The organism is Brachybacterium endophyticum, from assembly GCF_003130585.1.
GTDB lineage: Bacteria > Actinomycetota > Actinomycetes > Actinomycetales > Dermabacteraceae > Brachybacterium > Brachybacterium endophyticum.
Genome location: NZ_QFKX01000001.1, coordinates 215577 through 238369, shown reverse-complemented (window position 1 = coordinate 238369; position 22793 = coordinate 215577). Strand labels below are relative to the sequence as shown.

Below are 22793 nucleotides of genomic sequence, written 5' to 3'. Positions count from 1 at the left end.
TCCGTCCCTCACTCCCTCTCCATGGTCATGAGCTCCATCAGGTGCTCCTGCGTGGCGTCCGCGGCGCTCACCTCACCGGTGATGCGGCCGGCGGACAGTGTGTAGATGCGATCGGCGAGGCCCATCACCTCGGGCAGCTCGGAGGAGATCACGATGATCGCCTTCCCCTGCTCGGCGAGCTCGTTGATCAGCGTGTAGATCTCGTACTTCGCGCCGACGTCGACGCCGCGCGTGGGCTCGTCGAGGATCAGCACGTCGGGCCCGGTGAACAGCCACTTGCTGAGCGCGACCTTCTGCTGGTTCCCGCCCGAGAGCTGGCCGACGGTGGACAGGACCGTCGGCGTCTTGATGTTCAGCGACCGGCGGTAGCGCTCGGCGACGGAGATCTCCTGGTTGCCGTCGATCCAGCCGCTGCGCGAGACCTTCCCCAGCGCCGCGGCGCTGATGTTGCGCCGCACGTCCTGGATCAGGTTCAGCCCATAGCGTTTGCGGTCCTCGCTGACGTAGGCGATGCCGCTGGCGATCGCGTCGGCCACGCCCTTGGTGTTCGCCGGGCGCCCGTGCATGAACACCTGGCCGCTGATCTCCCGGCCGTAGGAGCGGCCGAAGACGCTCATCGCGAGCTCGGTGCGCCCGGCGCCCATCAGGCCCGCGATGCCGACGACCTCGCCGGCGCGGGCGGTGATCGAGACGCCGTCGATCAGGGTGCGGTCGGGCTGGGTGGGGTGCGTGACGTGCCAGTCCTCGATCCGCAGCACCTCCTCGCCGATCTCGGCGCTGCGCTCGGGGAACATGCTGTCCATGTCCCGGCCGACCATCCCCTTGATGATCCGGGGGATGAGGGCGCGGCCCGAGGGGCCGGTGCCCCCGCCGTGCATGTCGACGGTCTCGATCGTGGAGCCGTCGCGGATGACGGTCGTGGTGTCGGCGATTTCGGCGATCTCCCCGAGCTTGTGGGAGATGATGATCGAGGTGACGCCCTGCTCGTCGCGCAGGTCGCGGATGAGCCCCAGCAGGTGCTCGGAGTCGTCGTCGTTCAGTGCCGCGGTGGGCTCGTCGAGGATCAGCAGCCGCACGTTCTTCGAGAGCGCCTTGGCGATCTCGACCAGCTGCTGCTTGCCCACGCCGAGCTGGCCGACGGGCGTTACCGGGTTCTCGTCCAGACCGACGCGCCGCATCAGCTTCGCGGCCTGGGCGTTGGTCTCGCCCCAGCTGATGATGCCGCTGCGGGAGCGCTCGTTGCCCAGGAAGATGTTCTCGGCGATCGTCAGGTGCGGGACGAGGGCCAGCTCCTGGTGGATGATGACGATCCCCTGGGCCTCGGAGTCGTTGACCGAGTGGAAGGCCACGGGCTGGCCGCGGAAGTGGATCTCGCCCTCGTAGGTGCCGGCGGGCTCGACGCCCGAGAGCACCTTCATGAGCGTGGACTTGCCGGCGCCGTTCTCGCCGCAGATGCCGTGGATCTCGCCCTCGCGGACCCCCAGTGAGACGTCCTTCAGAGCCGTCACACCGGGGAATCGCTTGGTGATGGAGCGCATCTCGAGGATGCTGTCGTTCATCGTGCCCTCCTTCGGGCAGGGGAAGCCCGCGGGGGCGCGCGTGGTCGTGGCCGACGCACGCCCCCGCGGCCGGTCCGAGGTCAGGCCTGGCCCTTCTCGACCTGCTCATCGGTGTAGTAGCCGGTGTCCACGAGGACCTTCTCGTAGTTGTCCTCGAGGACCATCTCGACGGGCAGCAGGTAGGACGGGACGACCTTCGAGCCGTTGTCGTAGGTCTTGGTGTCGTTGGCCTCGGGCTCCTTGCCCTCGAGGTAGGCCTTCGCCGCCACCACGGCCTGGTCGGCCAGCTTGCGGGTGTCCTTGAAGATGGTCGAGTACTGCACGTTGTCGGCGATCAGCTTGACCGAGGCGATCTCGGCATCCTGACCGGTGATGATCGGCAGGCCGTCCTTGATGGTCTTGCCGCGACCGTCGTTCTCCAGGGCGTTGATGATGCCGCGCGAGAGAGGGTCGGCCGGGGCGAGCACGCCGTCGACCTGCTTGTCGCCCTTGTAGTGGGTCGTCAGCAGGTTCTCCATGCGCTTCTGGGCGGTCTCCTGCTCCCAGCGCTGGATCGCGCACTGCTCGATGTCCGTCTGCTTCGAGGGCACCTCGAGGGTGCCGTCGTCCAGGTACGGCTTGAGGGTGTCCATCGCACCCTTCCAGAACAGGTGGGCGTTGTTGTCGTCGAGCGACCCGGCGAACAGCTCCACGTTCAGCGGACCCTTGGGGGCGTCCTTCGCCTTCTTGAAGTCCTTGTCGACCAGGCCCAGCCCGAACAGCAGGGAGTTGGCCTGGGTGACGCCCACCTTGTAGTTGTCGAAGGTGACGTAGAAGTCGACGTTCTCGCTGTTGGTCAGCAGGCGGTCGTAGGAGATCACGGGGATCCCCGCGGACTTGGCGGCGTCCAGCTGGCTGGTCAGCGCCGAGCCGTCGATCGAGGCGATGACCAGGGCGGCGACACCCTTGGTGACCATCTGGTCGATCTGCTGGGACTGGGTGGGGATGTCGTCGTCGGCGTACTGGAGGGTGACCTTGTACCCCTCCTTCTCGAGCGACTTCTTGATGTTCTTGCCGTCCTGGACCCAGCGCTCGTAGGTCTGGGTCGGCATCGCCACGCCGATGGTCTGGTCCTTGGGATCGGCATCGGTGTCGGGGCCGGAGGATCCGGCGCCTCCACCGGAGCAGGCGGCGAGCGCGGCGGCCGCCCCCACGGAGCCGGCGCCGACGAGGAACGTTCTTCTGCTGTGCAGGGGATTGCGGGACATGGGTCTCCTCCTCGAGACGATCGTCCGGGCATGAGCTCGGGCGCTCTGGGCTGCTCCGCTGGTTCCGGCGCGGGTCTGCGGCGGGCGTCGGCGGTGTCCGCCACCTGGTGGCCGGGTTCGTCGACGAACCCGGTTTCCGTGGCACGGAGCACCTGGATGATAACGTTCACATCGCCACGTCGCGCAAGCCCCCGCGCCTCCCTGGAGGTCACGAGCCCGTAACGTTCTCCGGACGGCTCCGCGCGAGGAGGCGCTGGACGACCTCGAGGCGGACGGCGGATGCACCGCTCCCGGCGACTGGTCGGCACGCTCCGCCCACCGCATCGACACGGAGATCGCCGCCATGCCGCTGCCCGACGCGATCTTCGCGGGCAACGACCTGATGGCGATCGGGATCCTGCGGGCCCTGCGGGAGCACGGCATCGACGTGCCCGGCGACGTCGCCCTGGTGGGCTTCGACGACATCGAGGGCGCCCCCTTCACCACCCCCTCGCTCACCTCGGTGACCCAGCCCTTCGCGGGTCTCGGCGAGACAGCGGTCGAGCGCCTGGTGGCGAGGCTCGACGCTCGCGAGGCCGGCGCGGAGAGCAACTCACGCGCCGCGAGCGACGAGGTCACGGCGCCCCTCGCGCCGCAGCTGGTGGTGCGGGAGTCGAGCGTCCGGGCCTCCTGACCTGCTCGTTCTCCGGGGACCGCTCGCAGGTAGGCTCCGGCTCATGAGCTCGACCCCGGCTTCCTCCTCACCCGGACCCACCTGGTCGCGCCCGTCGTGGCGCTTCCTCGGACCCGTGCTGGCGGTCCTGCTGATCACCGTCCTGGGGCTGCTGTGGGCCAAGTGGTTCCCGTACACGCTGAAGACCATCGGCCTCGCCGAGGGTGGCCAGTGGGATGGATCGGTGCTCTCGGACACGGCGGTCGATGCACCGACGTGGTGGCAGGGCGGGTGGGACTTCCTCGTCACCTACACCCTCGCGATCTGGAGGGCCCTGCTGGTCGCCCTGCTGATCTCCGCCGCCGTGCAGGCCTTCCTGGGACCCGAGCGTCTCGCGCGGCTGATCGCGGGCGGCCGCGGGGCGACCCGCGCAGCCCTCGCCGGCGTGCCCGCGATGATGTGCACCTGCTGTACCGCGCCGGTGGTGGTGGGTCTGCGCCGCTCCGGAGTGCCGGTGCGCGCCGCAGCGGCGTTCTGGCTGGCCAACCCGGTGCTGAACCCGGCGGTGATCGTCTTCCTCGCGCTGATCGGCCCGTGGCAGTGGGCTGCCGTGCGGGTCGTGATCGGCATCGCCCTGATGGCGGGCGCCGCAGCGCTCGCAGGGCGCCTGGCGCCGCGGGCGACCGTCGACGGGTATCTGGGCGCTGCCGCGACGGCCGCCGCGGGCGGGACCGTCACCGGGGCCGCCAGCGCGGCCGAGCCCGCGAGCGGCGGAGCGGGAGCCGTGACGAGGGCCCTGCTGCGCTTCGGCCGGGAGTTCGGGCGACTCGCGGTGCGTCTGGTTCCTGAGTACCTCGGCCTCGTGTTCGTGGTCGGGGTGGTGCTGCACCTGGGCGGCTGGCGGCTGGACTCGATCCACTGGGGTCTCCTCGCGGTGCTCGTGTTCGCGGTGATCGCCGTGCTGATGGTGATCCCGACGGCCGGGGAGATCCCGGTGCTGCTCGCGCTCGCGGCGCTGGGTGGGAGCCCGTGGGCGCAGGGCATCGCGCTGATCTGCCTGAGCGCCGTCAGCCTCCCCTCGCTGGTGATGGTGGGCAGGTCCCTCTCGTGGCGTGCCTCGACGGGCATCGCGGGGGCCGTGCTCGTCGCCGGAGTGGTCGCGGGAGCGCTGCTGGCCGTCTCATGATCCGGGAGGTGGGCTGCGCCCGCCGTGGCCGCGTCGCCTTTTCCAGCGGAACCTGATCGAATGGGCGCATGACCCACGAGACTGTGACCCGGAGCCGACCCGATGCCGCGACCCTCATCTCCGAGGGACATGCCCATCTGGGCATCGAGCTGGGATCGACCCGGATCAAGGCCGCCCTGGTCGACGAGGGCGGGGAGCTGCTCGCCACCGGCTCCTTCGCCTGGGAGAACCAGCTGGTCGACGACAGCTGGACCTATCCGATGGAGGCCGTCTGGGAGGGGCTGGCCGCGTGCTTCTCCGATCTCGCCGAGACCGTGCGCTCCGAGTACGACGTCGCCCTCGCCCGCCTGGGGTCCCTCGGAATCTCCGCGATGATGCACGGCTACATCGCCCTGGACGAGAAGGGCGAGCTGCTCACGCCCTTCCGCACCTGGCGCAACACCTACACCGGTGACGCCGCCTCGATGCTCTCCGAGGCGTTCGGGCAGAACATCCCGCTGCGCTGGAGCGTCTCGCACCTGCTGCACGCGGTGCTGGGCCGGGAGGAGCACGTCGACCAGGTCGCCGCGATCACGACCCTCGCGGGGCACGTGCACCGCGCCCTGACCGGTCGCGCCGTGCTGGGCGTGGGCGATGCCAGCGGCATGTTCCCGATCGCCTCCGGGACCGACGGGGTCGACTACGACCGCGAGCTGCTGAGCACCTTCGCGAACCTGGACGCCGTGGCCGACGTCCCGTGGGACCTCGCGGACCTGCTCCCCGAGGTGCTCGTGGCCGGCCAGGACGCCGGGACGCTGAGCGAGGAGGGGGCGAAGCTCCTGGATCCCAGCGGCACCCTCGAGGCCGGCGCCATCACCGCCCCACCCGAGGGCGACGCGGGCACCGGCATGGTCGCCACGCAGGCGATCACCCCGCGCACCGGCAACGTCAGTGCCGGCACCAGCGCCTTCGCGATGGTCGTCCTCGAGGGCGGGCTGTCGACGCCCCGCGAGGAGATCGACATGGTCACCACGCCCTCGGGCGACCCGGTCGCGATGATCCACACCAACAACTGCACCGGCGACCTCGACCAGTGGCTGGGGGTCTTCTCCCGGTTCGCGCAGCTGCTGGGCAAGGACGTCGACACCGAGGAGCTCTACGCGACGCTGTTCGCGGCCGGGGCCGACGGCGCGGCCGACGCCGGCGGCGTCCTGTCCTTCAACTACCTCTCGGGCGAGCACCAGACGGGTGTCGCCTCGGGCCGCCCCCTGCTCGTGCGCACCCAGCAGGCCGACTTCACGCTCGAGAACCTGATGCGCGCCCAGCTGCACGGCGCCTTCGGGGCGCTCGCGGTGGGCATGGAGGTGCTGCTCGAGGAGGAGAAGGTGGGCCTGGACGTCATGTACGCCCACGGCGGCATCTTCCGCACCCAGGGCGTCGCCCAGCAGGTCCTCGCCGACGCCCTGCGCACCCCGGTCGCCCTCGGCGAATCGGCCGGCGAGGGCGGCGCCTGGGGGATGGCACTGCTCGCGGCCCACACCGCACGCCGGGCCCAGGGCGGGGACGACTCCTCCCCCACCGACGCGCTCGCGGGCTTCCTGGCCGACGAGGTCTTCGCCTCCCAGGAGGTCAGGACCCTCGAGCCGACGACGGAGGGCGCGAAGGGCTACGCCGAGTGGCTGCGCTCCTACCGCGACGCGCTGCCCGTCGAGCGGCTCGCCGGGGAGTCGATCGACTGACCTCGCCGCGGCGACCGCGCAGGACTGCTGCGCAGGTCATCGCGCCCCGTCGACCCCGTGCGTCGTCTTGCGCGACGCCCGTCGGCCCCATAGTGTGAACGTTGCCATCGTCGCCAGGAGACTTCATGACCCTCGCCCTCACCGATCTGCCCCGGGACGTGCAGAAGGCCGTCGCGGCGACCCGTGAACGCGTCGCCGCCCTGCACGCGGAGCTGCCCCGCAACGGCCTGGTGGTCTGGACCGCCGGGAACGTCTCCGAGCGGGTACCCGGCACGGGCACCGCCGAAAGCGATCCGGGCACGGGCGAGGTGCCCGGGCTGCTCGTCATCAAGCCCTCGGGCGTCTCCTACGACGTGCTCTCGCCCGAGGCGATGGTCGTGTGCACGCTGGACGGTCGCAAGATCGAGGACGGCACGCCCGACGTGCTCTCCCCCTCCTCCGACACCGCGGCCCACGCCTACGTCTACGCGCACATGCCGCAGGTCGGAGGGGTCGTGCACACCCACTCGACCTACGCAACCGCCTGGGCGGCGCGCGCCGAGGAGATCCCCTGCGTGCTGACGATGATGGCCGACGAGTTCGGCGGCCCGATCCCGGTGGGCCCCTTCGCCGTGATCGGCGACGACTCGATCGGCCGGGGCATCGTCGAGACCCTCCGCGACTCCCGCTCGCGAGCGGTCCTGATGCAGAACCACGGCCCCTTCACCATCGGCAAGGACGCCCGCGACGCCGTGAAGGCGGCCGTCATGTGCGAGGAGGTCGCCCGCACGGTGCACGTCTCCCGTCAGCTCGGCGAACCGCTGCCGATCGCGCAGACCCAGGTCGACTCCCTCTTCGAGCGCTACCAGAACGTCTACGGCCAGGATCCGACCGACCCCGAGCGCACCGGCGCCTGACGTCGGCCCGCCCCGCGGCATCAGCCGTCGCGCCGCACGAACGGCACGAACGCCCATTCCTGTGAGAGGATCGAATCCCCCTTGCCCGATTCGTCCCGCATCTCCCGCGTCGCCGTGCCGAGTGCGCAGCCCGTCTTCTCGTCTCCGTCGACGATGCGCTTCCACCGTCGCGCCGCGGGGCACCCTCTGACAGTGAGAGGACGCAGCACATGAGTGCGCCCGAGAACCCCACCGGACAGAACGGCCCGCCCGGCCAGGAACAGGGCCCGACACAGGAGAACCAACCGGGCCTGTGGCCCGACCACCTCCCCGAGACCGTCCACCTCCCCCGCTCCTTGCAGATCGCGGACGAGGACTCCGACGACCAGATCACCCAGAAGCTGCGCCGGCAGGGTGCGCGGATCGCCCGCGGCACGGTCGCCCCGGCCGTCTTCGTCCCCGCATTGGTGATCATCCTGGGCATCGCCCTGCTCGCGGTGATCTTCCCCGACGCCATCGACACGGCGCTCACGGGCGCACAGAACTGGGTGGTGGCGGATCTCGGTTGGTTCTACATGCTCTCGATCGGGGTCTTCGTCATCTTCGCGATCGCGCTGGCCCTGTCCCCCTACGGGGGCATCCGACTCGGCCGCGACGACGACGAGCCCGAGTTCGGGCTGCTGTCGTGGTTCGCGATGCTGTTCGCCGCCGGGATGGGCATCGGCCTGGTCTTCTACGGCGTGGCCGAGCCGCTCGGCTTCACGACGAACAACGTCAAGCCCGGTTGGGACGGGAGAGGCGCCGAGCTCTCCGGCATGGCCATGTCCCAGACCTTCATCCACTGGGGCCTGCACCCGTGGGCCGCCTACGCGGTGATCGGCCTGGCCGTCGCCTACGCCGTGCACCGGCGCGGGCGTCCGGTCTCCATCCGCTGGGCTCTGGAGCCCGTGTTCGGCGAGCGGGTCAAGGGCTGGGTCGGCGACGTGATCGACGTGCTCGCGATCGTCGGCACGGTCTTCGGCATCGCCACATCGTTGGGCCTGGGCGTCCAGCAGATCACCGCCGGCCTGATCGCCATCGGCCTCGTCGGCAAGGCCACCAACACCTTCATGATCGTCCTGATCGTCTGCATCACCTTCCTGGCCACGCTGTCGGTGGTCAGCGGTGTCGGCGCCGGGATCAAGTGGTTGTCCAACGCGAACCTCTCCCTCGCCGGCCTGCTGATGATCGCCGCGATCGTCTTCGGCCCCACGGTCTTCCTCGCACAGAACTTCGTGGAGTCCCTCGGGATCTACCTCGGGAACTTCTTCAACCTGACCCTGGACGTGGGCGCCTACCAGCGCTCCGAGGACGCCCAGACCTGGTTCGCCGGCAACACCCTGTTCTATTGGGGCTGGTGGATCGCCTGGTCGCCGTTCGTGGGCGTGTTCATCGCCCGCATCTCCCGCGGCCGCACGGTGCGCCAGTTCATCGCGGGTGTGCTGCTGGTGCCGTCGTTGGTCGGCATGATCTGGTTCGCCGTCTGGGGCGGCAACGGGCTGTACCGCCAGTGGTTCGGCGCCGGCGACCTCGCTGACATCACCCCCGAGGAGTCGCTGTTCAGGATCTTCGACGGGTTCCCGGCGACGGGCCTGCTCTCGATCCTCGGAATCATCCTGGTGGCCATCTTCTTCATCACCTCCTCTGACTCGGGCTCGCTGGTGGTCGACATGCTCGCATCGGGCGGGCATCCGAACCCACCGATCTGGTCGCGCGTGATGTGGGCGCTGCTGGAGGGCTTCCTGGCCATCGCCCTGCTGCTCTCGGGCGGCCTGGAGGCGCTCCAGGCCGGATCGCTGGTCACGGCGCTTCCCTTCTGCGTGATCCTGCTGCTGATGTGCGTGGCGCTGGTCAAGGCCCTAGGACTGGACCATGCGGTGCTCAAGCAGCACGAGCAGATCCGCCGGCTCGAGCGGGTCACGCGGCACATCTCCGGCGAGCTCGGCTCGAACCTGACCGAGAACGAGGAGCTGGGCAGCTTCGTCGACGAGCGGATCGACTACCGCCTGTCCCGCACACACGGCGCCTTCAGGGGCCGCCAGCGTGGGGAGAAGTCCGCGCGGCACAGCAGCTCCACCGAGAGCTCCTGACCGTGTCCCGGTCGGCCGCACGGCGCGACCGACCCCCACGCCACGACGGGGCGCCAGTCCGGGGATCCGGGCCGGCGCCCCGTCGGCGCATGGACAGAATTGACGCGACGATATGTCAACGTTCACACTTGGGGTGCCCCTGTTACCGGCCAGTGCGGTCCGGTCCCCTCCCGTGGAAGGCAGTCGCCGTGGACAACCCCTTCGAGACCCGCGAGATCTGGTTCCTCACCGGCAGCCAGGGCCTGTATGGTCAGGACACGCTCGACCAGGTCGCCGAGCAGTCCCGCACCATCGCCGAGACCCTCGACGGCGCGGGCGACATCCCCGTGCGGATCGTCTGGAAGCCGGTGCTGGTCTCTCGCGAGGCGATCCGCGAGGTGGCCCTGGCGGCGAACGCGGATCCCGCCTGCGTGGGGGTGATCGCCTGGATGCACACGTTCTCGCCGGCCAAGATGTGGATCCTGGGCCTGGACGCCCTGCAGACCCCGCTGCTGCACCTGCACACGCAGGCGAACGAGGCGCTGCCCTGGTCGAGCATCGACATGGACTTCATGAACCTCAACCAGGCCGCCCACGGCGACCGCGAGTTCGGCTACATCGCCTCGCGACTCGGCATCGAGCGCACCACCGTCGTCGGCCACGCCTCGCACACGCGCGTCCAGCAGCGCATCGGGCGCTGGGCGCGCGCGGCGACCGGCTGGGCCGAGATGCACTCGCTGCGCCTGGCCCGCTTCGGCGACAACATGCGCAACGTCGCCGTGACCGAGGGCGACAAGACCGAGGCCGAGCTGCGCCTGGGCGTCTCGGTGAACACCTGGGGCGTGAACGACCTGGTCGAGGTCGTGGACGGCGTCGAGGAGTCCGCGGTCGACGAGCTCGTGGCCGTCTACGACGCCGAGTACGAGGTCGCCCCCGAGCTGCGGGAGGCCGGCGTGCGCCGTGACTCCCTGCGCTACGGCGCGCGTCTCGAGCTGGGGCTGCGACACTTCCTCGAGGAGGGCGACTTCGGGGCCTTCACCACGAACTTCGAGGACCTGGGCGGTCTGCGCCAGCTGCCCGGCCTGCCCGTGCAGCGCCTGATGGCCGAGGGCTACGGCTTCGGGGCCGAGGGCGATTGGAAGACCGCGATCCTGGTGCGGGTCGCGAACGTGATGGGGTACGGCCTGCCCGGCGGTGCCTCCCTGATGGAGGACTACACCTACGAGCTCACACCGGGCCGGGAGAAGATCCTGGGCGCCCACATGCTCGAGGTCTCCCCCTCACTGACCACCGCGAAGCCGTCGCTCGAGATCCATCCGCTGGGGATCGGGGACCGCGAGGACCCGGTGCGCCTGACCTTCACCGCCGATCCCGGCCCCGCGCTCGTGATCGCGATGAGCGACATGCGCGAGCGCTTCCGGCTGCTGGCCAACGTCGTCGACGTCGTCGAGCCCGACGAGCCGCTGCCGAACCTGCCCGTCGCCTGCGCCGTGTGGGAGCCGGAGCCGAGCCTGGAGACCTCGGCCGAGTGCTGGCTGAGCGCGGGCGGGGCCCACCACACGGTGATGACCACGGCGACGGACCTGGAGACCTGGCAGGACCTCGCCGGCATCGCGGGGCTCGAGCTCGCCGTGATCGACGAGGGCACGACCACCCGCTCCTTCGCCCAGGAGCTGCGCGTGAACCAGGTCTACCACCGCCTCGCCCAGGGGTTCTGAGCGATGGCGACCCCGGGATCGCCGGCGGGATCCGCGCCGACCGGCGGCTCCCCGCCCCGGGACGCCGCACCCGGCCTCAGCTGGTCCGGGAGCGTCGACCTGGGGCCCGGCCCCCTGCACCGTCCGACGAGCGTGGCCGCGCTGCAGGCCCTCGTCGGCCGCTCCGACCGGATCCGGGCGCTCGGCACACGCCATTCGTTCTCGCAGGTCGCCGCGTCGGACGCGGACCTCGTGAGCCTCGAGCGGATTCCGGCGCGGATCGAGATCGACACCGCCCGGCGCCGCGTGTGGCTGGGGGCGCAGGTGCGCTACGGGGAGCTCGCCCTCGCCCTCGACGAGGCGGGACTCGCGCTGCCGACGATGGGTTCCCTCCCCCACATCTCGGTGGGAGGGGCGAGCGCGACCGGCACCCACGGTTCGGGCGACGCCCAGCGCTCGCTGGCCTCGAGCGTGCGCGGCCTCGAGATGGTCACCGCCGACGGCGAGCTGCGACGGTACTCGCGGGAGGAGCACCCGGCGGTGTTCGACGGCCTGGTGCTCTCGCTCGGCACCCTCGGCATCGTCACCGCCCTCGAGCTGGACCTGGTCCCCGCGTTCTCCGTGCGCCAGGCGGTCTATCTCGACCTCCCGGCCGACCGGATGGACGACGCCGGGATCGGCGCCGTGCTCTCGAGCGCGTACAGCGTGAGCCTGTTCCACCGCTGGGACGGTGCCGCGGCGCAGGTGTGGGTGAAGCAGGCCGTGAGCGCCCCTGCGACCGATCCCCTGCCGGAGACCTGGCACGGCGCCCGTCGTGCGCCGGGCCCCGTGCACCCCGCGCCCGGGATGCCGCCCACCTTCTGCACGGATCAGAGCGGCGAGCCCGGACCGTCCTTCGAGCGCCTGCCGCACTTCCGGATGGAGTTCACCCCGAGCAGCGGCGAGGAGATCCAGTCGGAGTACTTCGTGCCGCGCGAGCAGGCCGGGTCGGCGCTCGCGGCGGTGTGCACGCTCGGCGAGAGGATCCGCCCGCTGCTGCACGTCTCGGAGGTGCGCAGCCTCGCGGCCGACGATCTCTGGCTGAGCCCCGCCCACGATCGCGTGAGCGCCTGCCTGCACTTCACGTGGCGCCGCGATCCGGAGGCCGTGGTGGCCCTCCTGCCCGAGATCGAGGAGGCCCTGGCCCCGTTCGCCCCGCGCCCGCACTGGGCCAAGGTGTTCACCACGGATCCCGAGGACGTGCGAGCGCAGTACCCACGGCTCGAGGACTTCCGGGCCCTGCGCGAGGAGCTCGACCCGCGCCGCGTGCTGCGCAACGACTACGTGGACCGGCTGCTCGGACCCTGACCTCACGCCCCCTCGGCCCACGTATCCTGCCCACCAGCGCGCCGGTCCGGTGCGTCCGCACCGTTCCCGCAGGAGGCCGCATGCCCGCCGTCCGCCTCTCCGACGTCGCGCGCGACGCCGGGGTCTCCCTGGCCACCGCGTCCCGGGTGCTCAACGGCTCCGCGAGGGTCCCCGGGAAGGACGTCGCCGAGAAGGTGCAGCACTCGGCCACCAAGCTCGGTTACGTCACCAACGCCCAGGCCCAGGCCCTCGCCCGCTCCCGCTCGGGACTGATCGGCCTGGTCGTCCACGACATCGCCGACCCCTACTTCGCGACGATCGCACGGGCGATCCAGCAGCGCGTGTTCGCCTCGGGGGCCCAGCTCCTGCTCACCCAGACCGATCGCGACGCCGAGACCGAGGCACGGGCGATCCGTTCCCTGATCGCCCAGCGGGTGGACGCCCTGGTGCTGGTCGGCTCCTCCTCCTACGGCGCGGCCTCCGACGAGGGGCTGAGCGCCCTGCTGCAGGGGTTCCATCGCAACGGTGGGCGGGTCGTGGGGATCGGGCAGTCCCCGGGCGTCGGCCGCACCATCGACGTCGGCGACGACGAGGGCGCCCGGGCGCTCGCGACCGCGCTGATGGTCGAGGGGCATCGCCGTTTCGTCGTGGTCGGTGCCCACGGGCCGGTCCCGTCGGCCGCGCACCGCACCGGCGCCTTCCTGGCCGCCCTCGCCGCGGGTGACCTCGAACCGGAGCTGACACTCGAGGCGTCCCTGGACCGGGAGGGCGGGTACGCGCTGGGCCGCGCGATCGCCGCGCACCTGCGCGAGCAGCCCGCGGACGGCGCCGACGGGCCACTGTGCCTGCTCGCCCCGGTCGACGTGATGGCACTCGGTGCGATCGGCGAGCTGCGCCGACAGGGCCTGCGCGTGCCCGAGGACGTGGCCGTCGCCGGCTTCGGCGGGGTGCCCGACGGCGAGGACTCCAGCCCCACCCTGACCACCCTCGCCCTGCCCCTCGAGGAGCTCGCGGCCACGGCCGTGGAGTGGGTGATGGATGCCGATGAGGACTCCGATGTCACGTGGGCCGCCCGCGGCGAGGTCGTGCTGCGCGAGAGCACTGCGCGGGAGTCCTGAGGCCGCTCAGGCGCTGGGCAGCACCAGCTGCTCGAACCGCTCGCGGATGGTGCGCACGGCCTCGTCCACCGGGCTCGCCCAGACGTCCTCGTTGAAGATCTCGACCTCGATCGGGCCCTCCCATCCGGCGTCCCGCACCCGTGCGGTGATCGCGGGGAAGTCGATGTAGCCGTCGCCCATGTATCCGCGCGAATGCAGGGTCTGCGCGGCCAGCGGCAGGTTCCAGTCGCACACCTGGTACCCCAGCAGGCGACCGCTCGCGCCCGCTCGGGCGATCGCCGCGGGCAGGTTCGGGTCCCACCACACGTGGTAGGTGTCCACGATCGCGCCGACGGCGGGGCTGCCGATCTCCTCGGCGATGTCGAGCGCCTGGTCGAGGGTGGAGACGACGCCGCGGTCGGCCGCGAAGATCGGGTGCATGGGTTCGATCGCCAGGCGTACCCCGGCTTGCTCGGCGGAGGGAGCGAGGCGTGCGATGTTCTCGGTGACGCGGGCGCGGGCAGCGTCCAGGTCCTTGTCCTCATGGGTGAGTCCGCCGACGACCAGGACCAGCACGTCGGTGCCGAGTCCGACGGCCTCGTCGATCGCGCGACGGTTGTCCTCGAGGGCCGCGCGGCGCTCGGTTTCGTCGGCCGCGGTGAAGAAGCCGCCTCGGCACAGACTGGTGACGGCGAGCCCCGCCTCGTCGATCCGCCGGCGCAGGGCTTCGAGCCCGAGCTGCTCGACGTCCTGACGCCAGAGGCCGATGCCGCCGATCCCGTGACGCGCGCACGCGCCCAGGACCTCGTCGACCGGGGTGGTGCGCACGCTCCACCGGTTCAGCGACAGGCGGGGGACGGTGGCCGGTCCGGCCGACGACGAGGTGATGGGTGTGCTGGGCGCGGTGGGCGCGCTCGGTGCGCTCGGTGTGCTCGGTGTGCTCGGTGTGCTCGGTGTGCTGGCCGCGCTCATGCGAGAGCCTCCCTCGGGTCGATGCCGTTCAGGCGCAGCATCGCGTGCCAGCGCTCGGCAGCGAGCGGCGGGTCCTCGAGGTTGCCGGTGGCCGCAGCGAGCTCGATGATGCGCGAGAGGTGGGGAAGGCTGCGGGCGCTGTGCAGCCCGCCGACCATCTGGAAGGCGTGCTGGTGGCCGTTCAGCCAGGACAGGAACGCGATGCCGGCCTTGTAGTGGTAGGTCGGGGCGGCGAAGACCTGGCGGGCGAGCCGCTCCGCGTCCTCGAGGATCGCGCGGGCCCGCTCCCTCTCGCCCGCGTCGAGCGCCTGGATCGCGGCGGAGGCGGCGGGGGCGGTCGCCGCGAAGGCTCCGAGCAGTGCGTGCGAGAAGGAGCGGTCGGCGCCGGTCACGCCGGTGGGACTCTCGGCATCGTCGTCACCGAGGATCAGGCGGGCGAAGTGGAAGTCGTCGCCGGTGAGCAGGAGGACTCCCTCGGGCAGTCTCTCGCGCACGGCGATCTCGGCGTCGGCATCCAGCAGGCTCATCTTGACCCCGCGGATCCGTGAGGGGTCCTGCTCGATGATGCGCAGCAGCGTGTCGGACGCGGCGGCGGTGTCGCCGGAGCCGAAGTAGCCCTCGAGCCGCGGGTCGAAGGCGGTGCCCAGCCAGTGCAGCACCACCGGGGCGCTCGCCGCCTCGAGGACCTCGCGGTAGACCCGCTCGTAGTCCTCTGCCGATTGGGCGGTGCGGGCGAGATGTCGACTGGCCATGAGCACGGCGCCGGCGCCGGTCGCCTCGGTCGCTGCGAGCTGCTCGCGATAGGCGGTGATGATCTCGTCCAGAGAGAGGTCCGGCTCGGGGCGCTGATCGGTCGAGACGCCCGCGACCACCAGATCGCTCACCTCAGCATCCTGAGGAAAGACGGCGGCGATGGCCGGATCGGCGAGGGCCTCGCGGGCGGCGTCGGCGCTGCGGGCGATCAGCTCGCGGGTGGCCGCGGCGTCCAGGCCCATGCCGCGCTGGGCGGTGTCCATGGCGTCGGCGACACCGAGACCCCAGGACCAGATCGTGCGGCGGACCTCGAGGGTGGCATCCCAGTCGATCTCGGCCGCGGCGCCGGGCGTGTTGTCGGCGTGTGCGCGGGGGACCACGTGGGAGGCCGCGTAGACCACGCGCGAGCGCAGCGGGGAGGTGGGGCGGGTGAACGCTGCGGCGGCGGGGAGCTCGGCCGCCGTGAGCCGGCCGTCCTGGTCGAGCAGGGCGAGCCGGGAGGTGGTCTCGGGCATCGGTCTCAGGCCTCCGTGAGCGGCTCGAGGGTGATGCGGCGCCCCTCGGCGGCGCTGGTCAGCGCCGCTTCGGCCAGTCGTACACCGCGGGCGCCGGCGAGCAGGTCGTAGGGGTAGGTGCGCCCTTCGGCCCAGTGCGCCAGGAAGTCCTCCCACTGCGCCTTGAAGGCGTTGTCGAAGCCGTCGGGGCCGGCGTTGTCGGGGACCTCCTGCCAGTCGGCGCGGTAGTCGTGGGGGTCGGGGACGTCGGGGTTCCAGACAGGCCTGGGGGTCGCCTCGCGGGGCTGGATGCGCGCACCCCACAGGCCGACGACGGCGCTCCCCCGGGTCCCGTCGACGTGGAACTCGACGAGCTCGTCGCGGTGGACACGGGTGTCCCAGCTGGAGTTCATCTGCACGATCGCCCCGCCCTCGAGCCGGAGCACGCCGTAGGCGGCGTCGTCGGCCGTGGCCGTGTACCTGCGGTGCTGCTCGTCCCAGCGTTCGGGGATGTGGGTGGCGGTCTGGGCGTAGACGTCCTGGATGCGGCCGAAGAGGTTCTCGATCACGTAGTTCCAGTGCGGGAACATGTCGGCGACGATGCCGCCGCCGTCCTCGGAGCGGTAGTTCCAGGAGGGACGCTGCGCGCTCTGCCCGTCGCCCTCGAACACCCAGTAGCCGAACTCGCCGCGCACCGAGAGCACGCGGCCGAAGAAGCCGGAGTCGACCAGTCGCCGCAGCTTGAGCAGACCCGGCAGGTACAGCTTGTCGCGGACGACGCCGCTGACGGTCCCGGCATCCCTCGCCTCGCGGGCCAGTGCGAGGGCGTCCTCGAGGGTCTCGGCCGTGGGCTTCTCGGTGTAGATCGCCTTGCCGGCGGCGATCGCCTTCCGGATGTTCGCGACCCGCAGGTTCGTCACCAGGGCGTCGAAGTAGATCTCGTAGCCCGGCGCGGCGAGGGCCGCATCGAGGTCCGTGGTCCATTCCGTGAGGCCGTGACGCTCGGCGATGGTGCGCAGCTTCTCCTCGTTGCGGCCCACCAGCAGCAGGTCGGGGACCAGCCGGGTGCCGTCGGCGAGCTCGACGCCGCCTTGGTCGCGGATCGCCAGCAGGGAGCGCACGAGGTGCTGGCGGTAGCCCATGCGGCCGCTCGCGCCGTTGACGATGATGCCGATGCGTCGCTCGGTCATGGAGGTCTCCTGGGGTCCGGCGCCGGTGCCGGGTCGGGGATCGCGGAAGCAGGAAGCGTCAAGCAGGAAGCAGGGAGCAGATCGACATCGAAGCCACCGACTGCCGGTAATCGCTTTCCCGCATCGTAGACCATCCCGCGGGGGCTGCGAAGCTCCTGGTCCGAAGAGCGATACCGCCGCCGCTCGAGCAGCGGCCCACCTACGCTGGGACCGTGGCTTCCATCGGCATCATCGGCACCAGCGACTCCTTCTACAGCGAGCTCGACTACGACAACGACTCCAAGCCCCTGGTGGCCGCGCTCGAAGCGCGCGGACACCGCTCCGCCCGGCTGGACTGGCACGAGGACCTCGACTGGTCCGCCTGGGACCTCCTGGTGCTGCGCAGCCCGTGGGACTACACCCTGGAGCCGCGCGCCTTCGACGCCTGGCTCGAGCGCGCGGGCACGGCCTCACGGGTGCTGAACGACCCGGCGCTGGTGCGCTGGAACATGGACAAGCGCTACCTCGCCGCCCTCGAGGCCGAGGGCGTCGCGGGGGTTCCCACCAGCTACCACGAGGACGAGGAATCTCTGACCCGGGCGCTGGACGATCTCGCCCGAGGGGACGGCGAGGACCACGTCGTCCTCAAGCCGGCCGTCGGCGCCGGGGCGCGGATGACGGGCCTGTTCTCGGCCGACTCCCCTGCCGCGCTCTCCCTGGGACGCGAGATCCTCGCCGAGGGCGGCGTCGTGATGCTGCAGCCGGAGATCCCCGAGCTCTCGGCCGGCGCGGAGAAGGCCCTCTACCTCCTCGACGGGCACTTCACCCACGCGATCGCCAAGGGCGCCCTGCTCGCCCGCGGCGGCGGGCTCATCGGCGGCGTCTACCAGGAGAACCCGGTGGTGGTGGAGACGAGCGAGGCCGAGAGAGCGTTCGCCGAGCGTGCGCTAGCCGCCGTCACCCGCGCCACCGGGCAGCAGATGCCGCTGTACGCGAGGATCGATACGGTGGACTCCGCCGAGCACGGACTCGTGCTGCTCGAGGCCGAGCTGTTCGAGCCGACGTTCAACCTGCACCTGGTGCCCGAGGTGGTCGACCGCTTCGCCGAGGCGATCATCGCCCGGCTGCCGCAGCAGGGCTGATCGGCGATGGACGGCGCACGTTCGATGGCTCCTGGTGAGGTCTCGAGCCTCCTGGGGCCTTGAGACCTCACCAGGAGCCATCGGACGAACGGCTACCCCACGGCAACGACCCAGCAGTCCCGCACGACCGACGACGCCCCCGCGGCACCGACGACCCCACCCACCCGCGGAGACAAACCTCGGCAGGACCACCGGAAGGACCCCGACATGGCTGATGACGCCCTCCACGTGATGAGCTTCAACGCGCTCTTCCAGACCGACTCGACCTCGCCCGGCGAGCCGGAGCACTGGGCGGGCCGCGCGCCCGCGATCGAGGCCCTGATGGCCTCCGAGCGCCCGCATCTGCTGGGGCTGCAGGAGATGCAGACCCACACCTTCGGTCCCATCGAGTCCGGCCTCGGCCCCTCCTACCGCGCCGTCGGCACCATGGGGGTGAAGGGCGGCAGCCAGGGGCTGATCAACCCGATCTTCTTCGATGCCGAGCGTTTCGACCTGATCGCCTGGGATCAGTTCTGGCTCTCGGACACCCCGCGCACGATCGCGTCGCTGAGCTGGGGGAACAACAACCCCCGAGGAGCCACCTGGGTGCGCCTGCGCGACAGCGTGACGGGCCGACAGCTCGTGCACCTGAACACCCACCTCGACCACGTGATCACCCAGGCGCAGACCAAGGGCGCGCAGCTGATCGCCGACCGGCTGCGCCAGTTCGACCTGTGGGGTCTGCCGACGATCACCACCGGCGACTTCAACTCCGTGGCCGGTGACTCCCCCGCCTACGAGACTCTCGTGGAACGGGGCGGGCTGCAGGACTCGTGGCATGCGGCCGAGCAGCGACTGAGCCCGCACCTGTCGACCTTCCCCTGCTTCGGCGAGGTCGAGGAGTCGGACTTCCGGATCGACTGGATCCTGCTCAGCCAGGGTGTGCGCGTGCTGGACGCGCGGATCTGCGACCTGCGGCCGGGCGGCGTGTTCCCGAGTGATCACCTGCCGGTGCAGGCGCATGTGGTGATGCCGTAGGCCGAACATCCCACTGTCGGGGGCGTGCGCTGGCCAGGGCCGGGCTTCACCCCGCGGCGCCGTCCTCCCGTGTGCCGTCGGGCGCCGCCGTGGACTCCCGCTCGACCAGCTGCGTCTCGAGCTTGAAAGGGTGTGAGAACACGCCGGGGTCGGCGGCGAGCGCGAGCACCCGCTCCACGGCGACCTGCCCCATCGAGAACAGCGGTTGGCGCACGGCCGTGAGCTGCGGGAAGGTCCAGCGGGTGATCATCGTGTCGTCGAAGCCGATGACGCTGAGCTGGTCCGGGACAGACAGTCCGCGCGCCCGAGCCGCTCGCAGGGCTCCTGCCGCCAGGCTGTCGGAGGTGCCGAAGATGGCCGTGGGAGGGGAGGCGAGGTCCAACAACCTGCCGGCGCCGGCCTCCCCCGCCTCGTAGCCGAAGCCCGAGGCGTCCACCAGCTCGTCCTCCACCTCGATGCCCGCCTGCCGCAGGGCGCTGTAGTACCCCTGCAGGCGTTGCCGCGCGGGGACCGAGTCGCCGGGGCCGGCGAGGATGCCGATCCGGCGGTGCCCGAGGTCTAGCAGGTGCCGCACAGCAGCCTCGCCGCCCTCCCAGTTGGTCGCGGCGACGGTCAGCGCCCCCTCCGCGTCGAGGCCCCGCAGGATGGGGTCGATAAGGATGAGCGGCAGGGAGAGGCTGCGGCTCCAGCGCTGGTGGCGCTCGTCGATGTTCGCCGTGACGGCGACGATCCCCTCCGCCCCGGCCGCCGCGGCCCGCGTGAACCACGACCGGTCGAGCTCCCCGTCGCCGGAGCTGCTGACCAGCAGCTCGACGCCCGCACGTCGTGCCGCCTGCTCGATCCCCTCGAGCACACCGATCATGTACGGGCTGTCCAGGGAGCGCAGGTAGACGGCGACAGCGCGCCGACCGTCCCCGCGACGGGTGCGGCGCTGGTAGCCGAGCGTCTCCGCGGCCTCCGCGACCACGGAGCGCGCACCGGAGCCGACGTCGGAGCGACCGTTCATCACCTTCGAGGCGGTGGCGAGCGAGACGCCTGCGCGCGCCGCGACATCGGCCAGCGTGACCCGTCGCCCGGTTCCTTCCTCCTGCGTCATCACCACACCTTCCTCGCCGGGGACCTCATCGGCTCAGCATAACCACTTTCGAAACTTTCGGTTGGCGCACCCGCTGCCGATCCCGTCACCACGCGACGCGAGGGTCGCCCGTGCTCCCACCTCGACCATCACCGCTCACTTGCACCCCATCGGCCCGCGTCCCAGAGACCAGCGAACTGATTTTGCAGGTCACAGTCTTATCTCAACCGCGGCCGCGGCGCGCCTCACCCTCTTGACCCCGCCCACGCCCGTTGGTAATTTTCTCCTACTCTTCCGCGCCGGCACTCGGCCGACGCCAGCATCCGACCCCGTCAATGACGACAGCCAGGAGCAGGTCATGCGAAACTTTTCACTCTCACGTCGGTCCCTGTTCGGAGCGTCGGCCGGCGCGGCCGCGATGACCCTCGCCGCCTGCGGCACCTCGGGGCCGGGCGGTTCCGGAGGCTCCGGCGGCTCGGGCGGCGGGAACTCGGCGAGCATCTGGCAGCTCTCGGGCCAGCCCAACGAGGGCATCTACAAGGACTCCGTCGACGCCTTCAACGAGCTCGACAAGGGCACCCTGGACATCACGTTCTTCCAGAACGACGCCTACAAGCAGAAGATCCGCACCGCGATCGGCGCCGGCGAAGCGCCGACGGTCATCTACGGCTGGGGCGGCGGCGGTCTGCGCACCTACGCCGAGGAGAAGCAGGTCGACGACCTCACCTCGTGGCTCGAGGAGAACTCCGACTTCAAGAAGGGCTTCGTCGACTCCGTGTGGGACGCCGCGACCGTCGACGACAAGATCTACGCCCTGCCGATCGGTGCGACGCAGCCGATCATCATGTTCTCCAACGAGAAGGTCCTCGACAAGATCGGCGCCGAGGCGCCGAAGACCTGGGACGACCTGATGGACGTGGTCGAGAAGGCGAACTCGGGCGGGGCCGCTCCGATCTCGCTGGCCGGCCAATCCCGCTGGACCTCGATGATGTGGCTCGAGTACCTGCTGGATCGCATCGGCGGCCCCGAGGTGTTCGCGAACATCGCCGCCGGGAAGAAGGACGCCTGGCTGGACGACGCGGTCGTGGAGATGGGGAACAAGGTCAAGGAGCTGCTGAAGGCCAAGGCCTTCGCCGACGGCTTCGAGTCGATGTCCGCCGACTCCAACACCGACCAGGCCCTGCTGTGGTCCGACAAGGCGGCGCTGATGCTGCACGGCGGCTGGACCTACGGCGGCATGAAGACCAGCGGCGGGGACTTCGTCTCCGGCGGCCACCTGGGCTACGGCCCCTTCCCCACCATCGAGGGCGGCAAGGGGAAGCTCGAGAACCTGGTCGGCAACCCCTGCAACTACGTCTCGCTGTCCTCGGCCGCCTCGAAGGACGAGAAGACGGTCGCGAAGTCCTACTTCCTGGACGGGATGATGACCGACGACGTCGCCGCGGCCTTCGTGAAGTCCGGCTCCGCCCCCGTCATCCAGGGCCAGGAGGATGCGCTCGCCAAGAGCGACGATGCCGACTACCTGCAGTGGGTCTACACGTCCATCCAGGACGCACCCGTCTTCACCCAGTCGTGGGACCAGGCGCTGCAGCCCACCGACGCCGAGAACCTCCTGGTCAACACGGAGCAGCTGTTCCTGGGCAAGCTCGAGCCCGAGCAGTTCGCCGAGAACATGAACAGCGGCAAGGGGGCCTGAGCATGACGAGCCCGTCGGCCGTGAGGCAGGACGTGAGGGTGGGTGCGGACGCATCGCAGACCCGCGCGCGGAGGCAATCGGCTCCCCGCGCGCGGCGTGGCACGGAGCCCCACCGCGAGCCGGTGCACGTCTCCCACGTGCTCTTCGCCCTGCCCGCCCTGCTGTTCTTCGGCGTCTTCGCGCTGCTGCCACTGGTGGGCGTGCTCGTGCTCTCCTTCACCTCGTGGAACGGGATCGGGGCCATCCACTTCACGGGCCTGACCAGCTGGACCGAGGCGCTCTCCCGCTCGACCACCTGGCACGGCCTCGCCCTCGTGGTGCTGATGATCGTGGCGACCTGGCTGCTGCAGACGCCGCTCAGCATCCTGCTGGGCACCTTCCTCGCCGGCCAGCAGCGGTACCGCAACGTGCTCGCGATCCTCTACTTCCTGCCGCTGCTGCTGTCCTCCGCGGCGATCGCGATCACCTTCAAGTCGCTGCTCGACCCGAACTTCGGGCTCGCCAGCGGCCTGAACCTGCCCTTCCTCAAGCAGAACTGGCTGGGCGACTCGGTCCTGGTCTGGATCGTGCTGCTGGTGATCATCGCCTGGCAGTTCATCCCCTTCCACACCCTCATCTACCAGGGTGCGGTGCGCCAGATACCCCGCTCGATGTTCGAGGCGGCGGAGATCGACGGGGCGGGCCGGGTGCGGCAGTTCTTCTCGATCACCCTTCCGCAGCTGAAGTACACGCTCATCACCAGCTCGACCCTCATGGTCGTGGGCGCCCTGACGTACTTCGACATCATCTTCGTCCTCACCCAGGGCGGACCGGGCAGCTCGACCCGGATCCTGCCGCTGGACATGTACCTCACCGGATTCCGCGGCAACGAGATGGGCGTCGCGAGCGCTCTCGCGGTGATCCTCGTCGTCCTGGGCCTCGGGCTCGCGCTCGGCGTGCAGCGCCTGGGCGGCACCGACGCCTCGGCCAGCCAGATGGAAGGAGCCTGA

17 protein-coding genes and 1 pseudogene are annotated in these 22793 nt (G+C 70.8%); 12 read left to right on the top strand and 6 right to left on the bottom strand.

Annotated elements, in window-relative coordinates:
• Positions 1-8: 8 nt before the first annotated feature.
• Together mmsA and chvE are read right to left on the bottom strand one after the other, a co-directional pair.
• On the bottom strand, positions 9-1559 hold the full coding sequence (gene mmsA, locus DEO23_RS01050; RefSeq protein ID WP_109274158.1) for a multiple monosaccharide ABC transporter ATP-binding protein: 1551 nt from the start codon (positions 1557-1559) through the stop codon (positions 9-11).
• A gap of 80 nt (positions 1560-1639) precedes the next feature.
• Positions 1640-2806: a multiple monosaccharide ABC transporter substrate-binding protein gene (gene chvE / locus DEO23_RS01045; RefSeq protein WP_165831684.1), complete on the bottom strand. Its 1167-nt coding sequence runs from the start codon at positions 2804-2806 to the stop codon at positions 1640-1642.
• A gap of 208 nt (positions 2807-3014) precedes the next feature.
• On the opposite strand from chvE, the pseudogene DEO23_RS01040 reads away from it, so the two are divergent.
• The 8 genes and pseudogenes from DEO23_RS01040 to DEO23_RS01005 all read left to right on the top strand — a co-directional run.
• A pseudogene (locus tag DEO23_RS01040) lies at positions 3015-3479 on the top strand (substrate-binding domain-containing protein); the annotation flags it as partial.
• Positions 3480-3522: 43 nt separating this feature from the next.
• Entirely contained in the window at positions 3523-4644 is a 1122-nt protein-coding gene (locus tag DEO23_RS01035) for a permease (protein WP_109274157.1), read from the top strand.
• A gap of 68 nt (positions 4645-4712) precedes the next feature.
• Entirely contained in the window at positions 4713-6362 is a 1650-nt protein-coding gene (locus DEO23_RS01030; protein ID WP_109274156.1) for a xylulokinase, read from the top strand.
• Between the two features lie 125 nt (positions 6363-6487).
• Positions 6488-7258 carry an L-ribulose-5-phosphate 4-epimerase gene (locus tag DEO23_RS01025; RefSeq protein ID WP_109274155.1) on the top strand — a complete coding sequence of 257 codons (771 nt, stop codon included), beginning with the start codon at positions 6488-6490 and terminating at the stop codon, positions 7256-7258.
• Between the two features lie 209 nt (positions 7259-7467).
• The gene (locus tag DEO23_RS01020; RefSeq protein WP_109274154.1) at positions 7468-9366 is read left to right on the top strand and encodes a BCCT family transporter; all 1899 of its coding nucleotides are present in this window, start codon (positions 7468-7470) and stop codon (positions 9364-9366) included.
• Positions 9367-9554: 188 nt separating this feature from the next.
• The gene (gene araA / locus DEO23_RS01015; protein WP_109274153.1) at positions 9555-11063 is read left to right on the top strand and encodes an L-arabinose isomerase; all 1509 of its coding nucleotides are present in this window, start codon (positions 9555-9557) and stop codon (positions 11061-11063) included.
• Between the two features lie 3 nt (positions 11064-11066).
• Positions 11067-12389, top strand: coding sequence for a D-arabinono-1,4-lactone oxidase (locus DEO23_RS01010; RefSeq protein ID WP_109274152.1), 1323 nt, complete (start codon positions 11067-11069; stop codon positions 12387-12389).
• A gap of 80 nt (positions 12390-12469) precedes the next feature.
• A complete protein-coding gene (locus tag DEO23_RS01005; protein ID WP_109274151.1) occupies positions 12470-13507 on the top strand; it encodes a LacI family DNA-binding transcriptional regulator in 1038 nt (345 codons plus the stop codon).
• A 6-nt stretch (positions 13508-13513) separates the two neighbouring features.
• Here DEO23_RS01005 and DEO23_RS01000 read toward each other — a convergent pair whose 3' ends face one another.
• The 3 genes from DEO23_RS01000 to DEO23_RS00990 are packed head-to-tail and all read right to left on the bottom strand — an operon-like array spanning position 13514 to position 16895.
• A complete protein-coding gene (locus tag DEO23_RS01000; RefSeq protein WP_109274150.1) occupies positions 13514-14458 on the bottom strand; it encodes a sugar phosphate isomerase/epimerase family protein in 945 nt (314 codons plus the stop codon).
• The gene (locus DEO23_RS00995; protein ID WP_109274149.1) at positions 14455-15726 is read right to left on the bottom strand and encodes a DUF993 family protein; all 1272 of its coding nucleotides are present in this window, start codon (positions 15724-15726) and stop codon (positions 14455-14457) included. The genes DEO23_RS01000 and DEO23_RS00995 overlap by 4 nt, the downstream gene beginning before the upstream one ends.
• Positions 15727-15731: 5 nt before the next feature.
• Positions 15732-16895: a Gfo/Idh/MocA family protein gene (locus DEO23_RS00990; RefSeq protein ID WP_109274148.1), complete on the bottom strand. Its 1164-nt coding sequence runs from the start codon at positions 16893-16895 to the stop codon at positions 15732-15734.
• Positions 16896-17107: 212 nt separating this feature from the next.
• Here DEO23_RS00990 and DEO23_RS00985 point away from each other — a divergent pair, with 212 nt between their 5' ends.
• Positions 17108-18016, top strand: a complete 909-nt coding sequence (locus DEO23_RS00985) for an ATP-grasp domain-containing protein (RefSeq protein WP_109274147.1) — start codon at positions 17108-17110, stop codon at positions 18014-18016.
• A 207-nt stretch (positions 18017-18223) separates the two neighbouring features.
• Positions 18224-19033, top strand: a complete 810-nt coding sequence (locus DEO23_RS00980) for an endonuclease/exonuclease/phosphatase family protein (protein ID WP_109274146.1) — start codon at positions 18224-18226, stop codon at positions 19031-19033.
• Positions 19034-19079: 46 nt separating this feature from the next.
• On the opposite strand, the gene DEO23_RS00975 is transcribed toward DEO23_RS00980, so the two are convergent.
• Positions 19080-20129 carry a LacI family DNA-binding transcriptional regulator gene (locus tag DEO23_RS00975; protein WP_109274145.1) on the bottom strand — a complete coding sequence of 350 codons (1050 nt, stop codon included), beginning with the start codon at positions 20127-20129 and terminating at the stop codon, positions 19080-19082.
• Between the two features lie 337 nt (positions 20130-20466).
• Here DEO23_RS00975 and DEO23_RS00970 point away from each other — a divergent pair, with 337 nt between their 5' ends.
• Both DEO23_RS00970 and DEO23_RS00965 read left to right on the top strand, forming a co-directional pair.
• Positions 20467-21804, top strand: a complete 1338-nt coding sequence (locus DEO23_RS00970) for an extracellular solute-binding protein (RefSeq protein ID WP_109274144.1) — start codon at positions 20467-20469, stop codon at positions 21802-21804.
• A gap of 122 nt (positions 21805-21926) precedes the next feature.
• The gene (locus DEO23_RS00965) at positions 21927-22793 is read left to right on the top strand and encodes a carbohydrate ABC transporter permease (RefSeq protein WP_240613149.1); all 867 of its coding nucleotides are present in this window, start codon (positions 21927-21929) and stop codon (positions 22791-22793) included.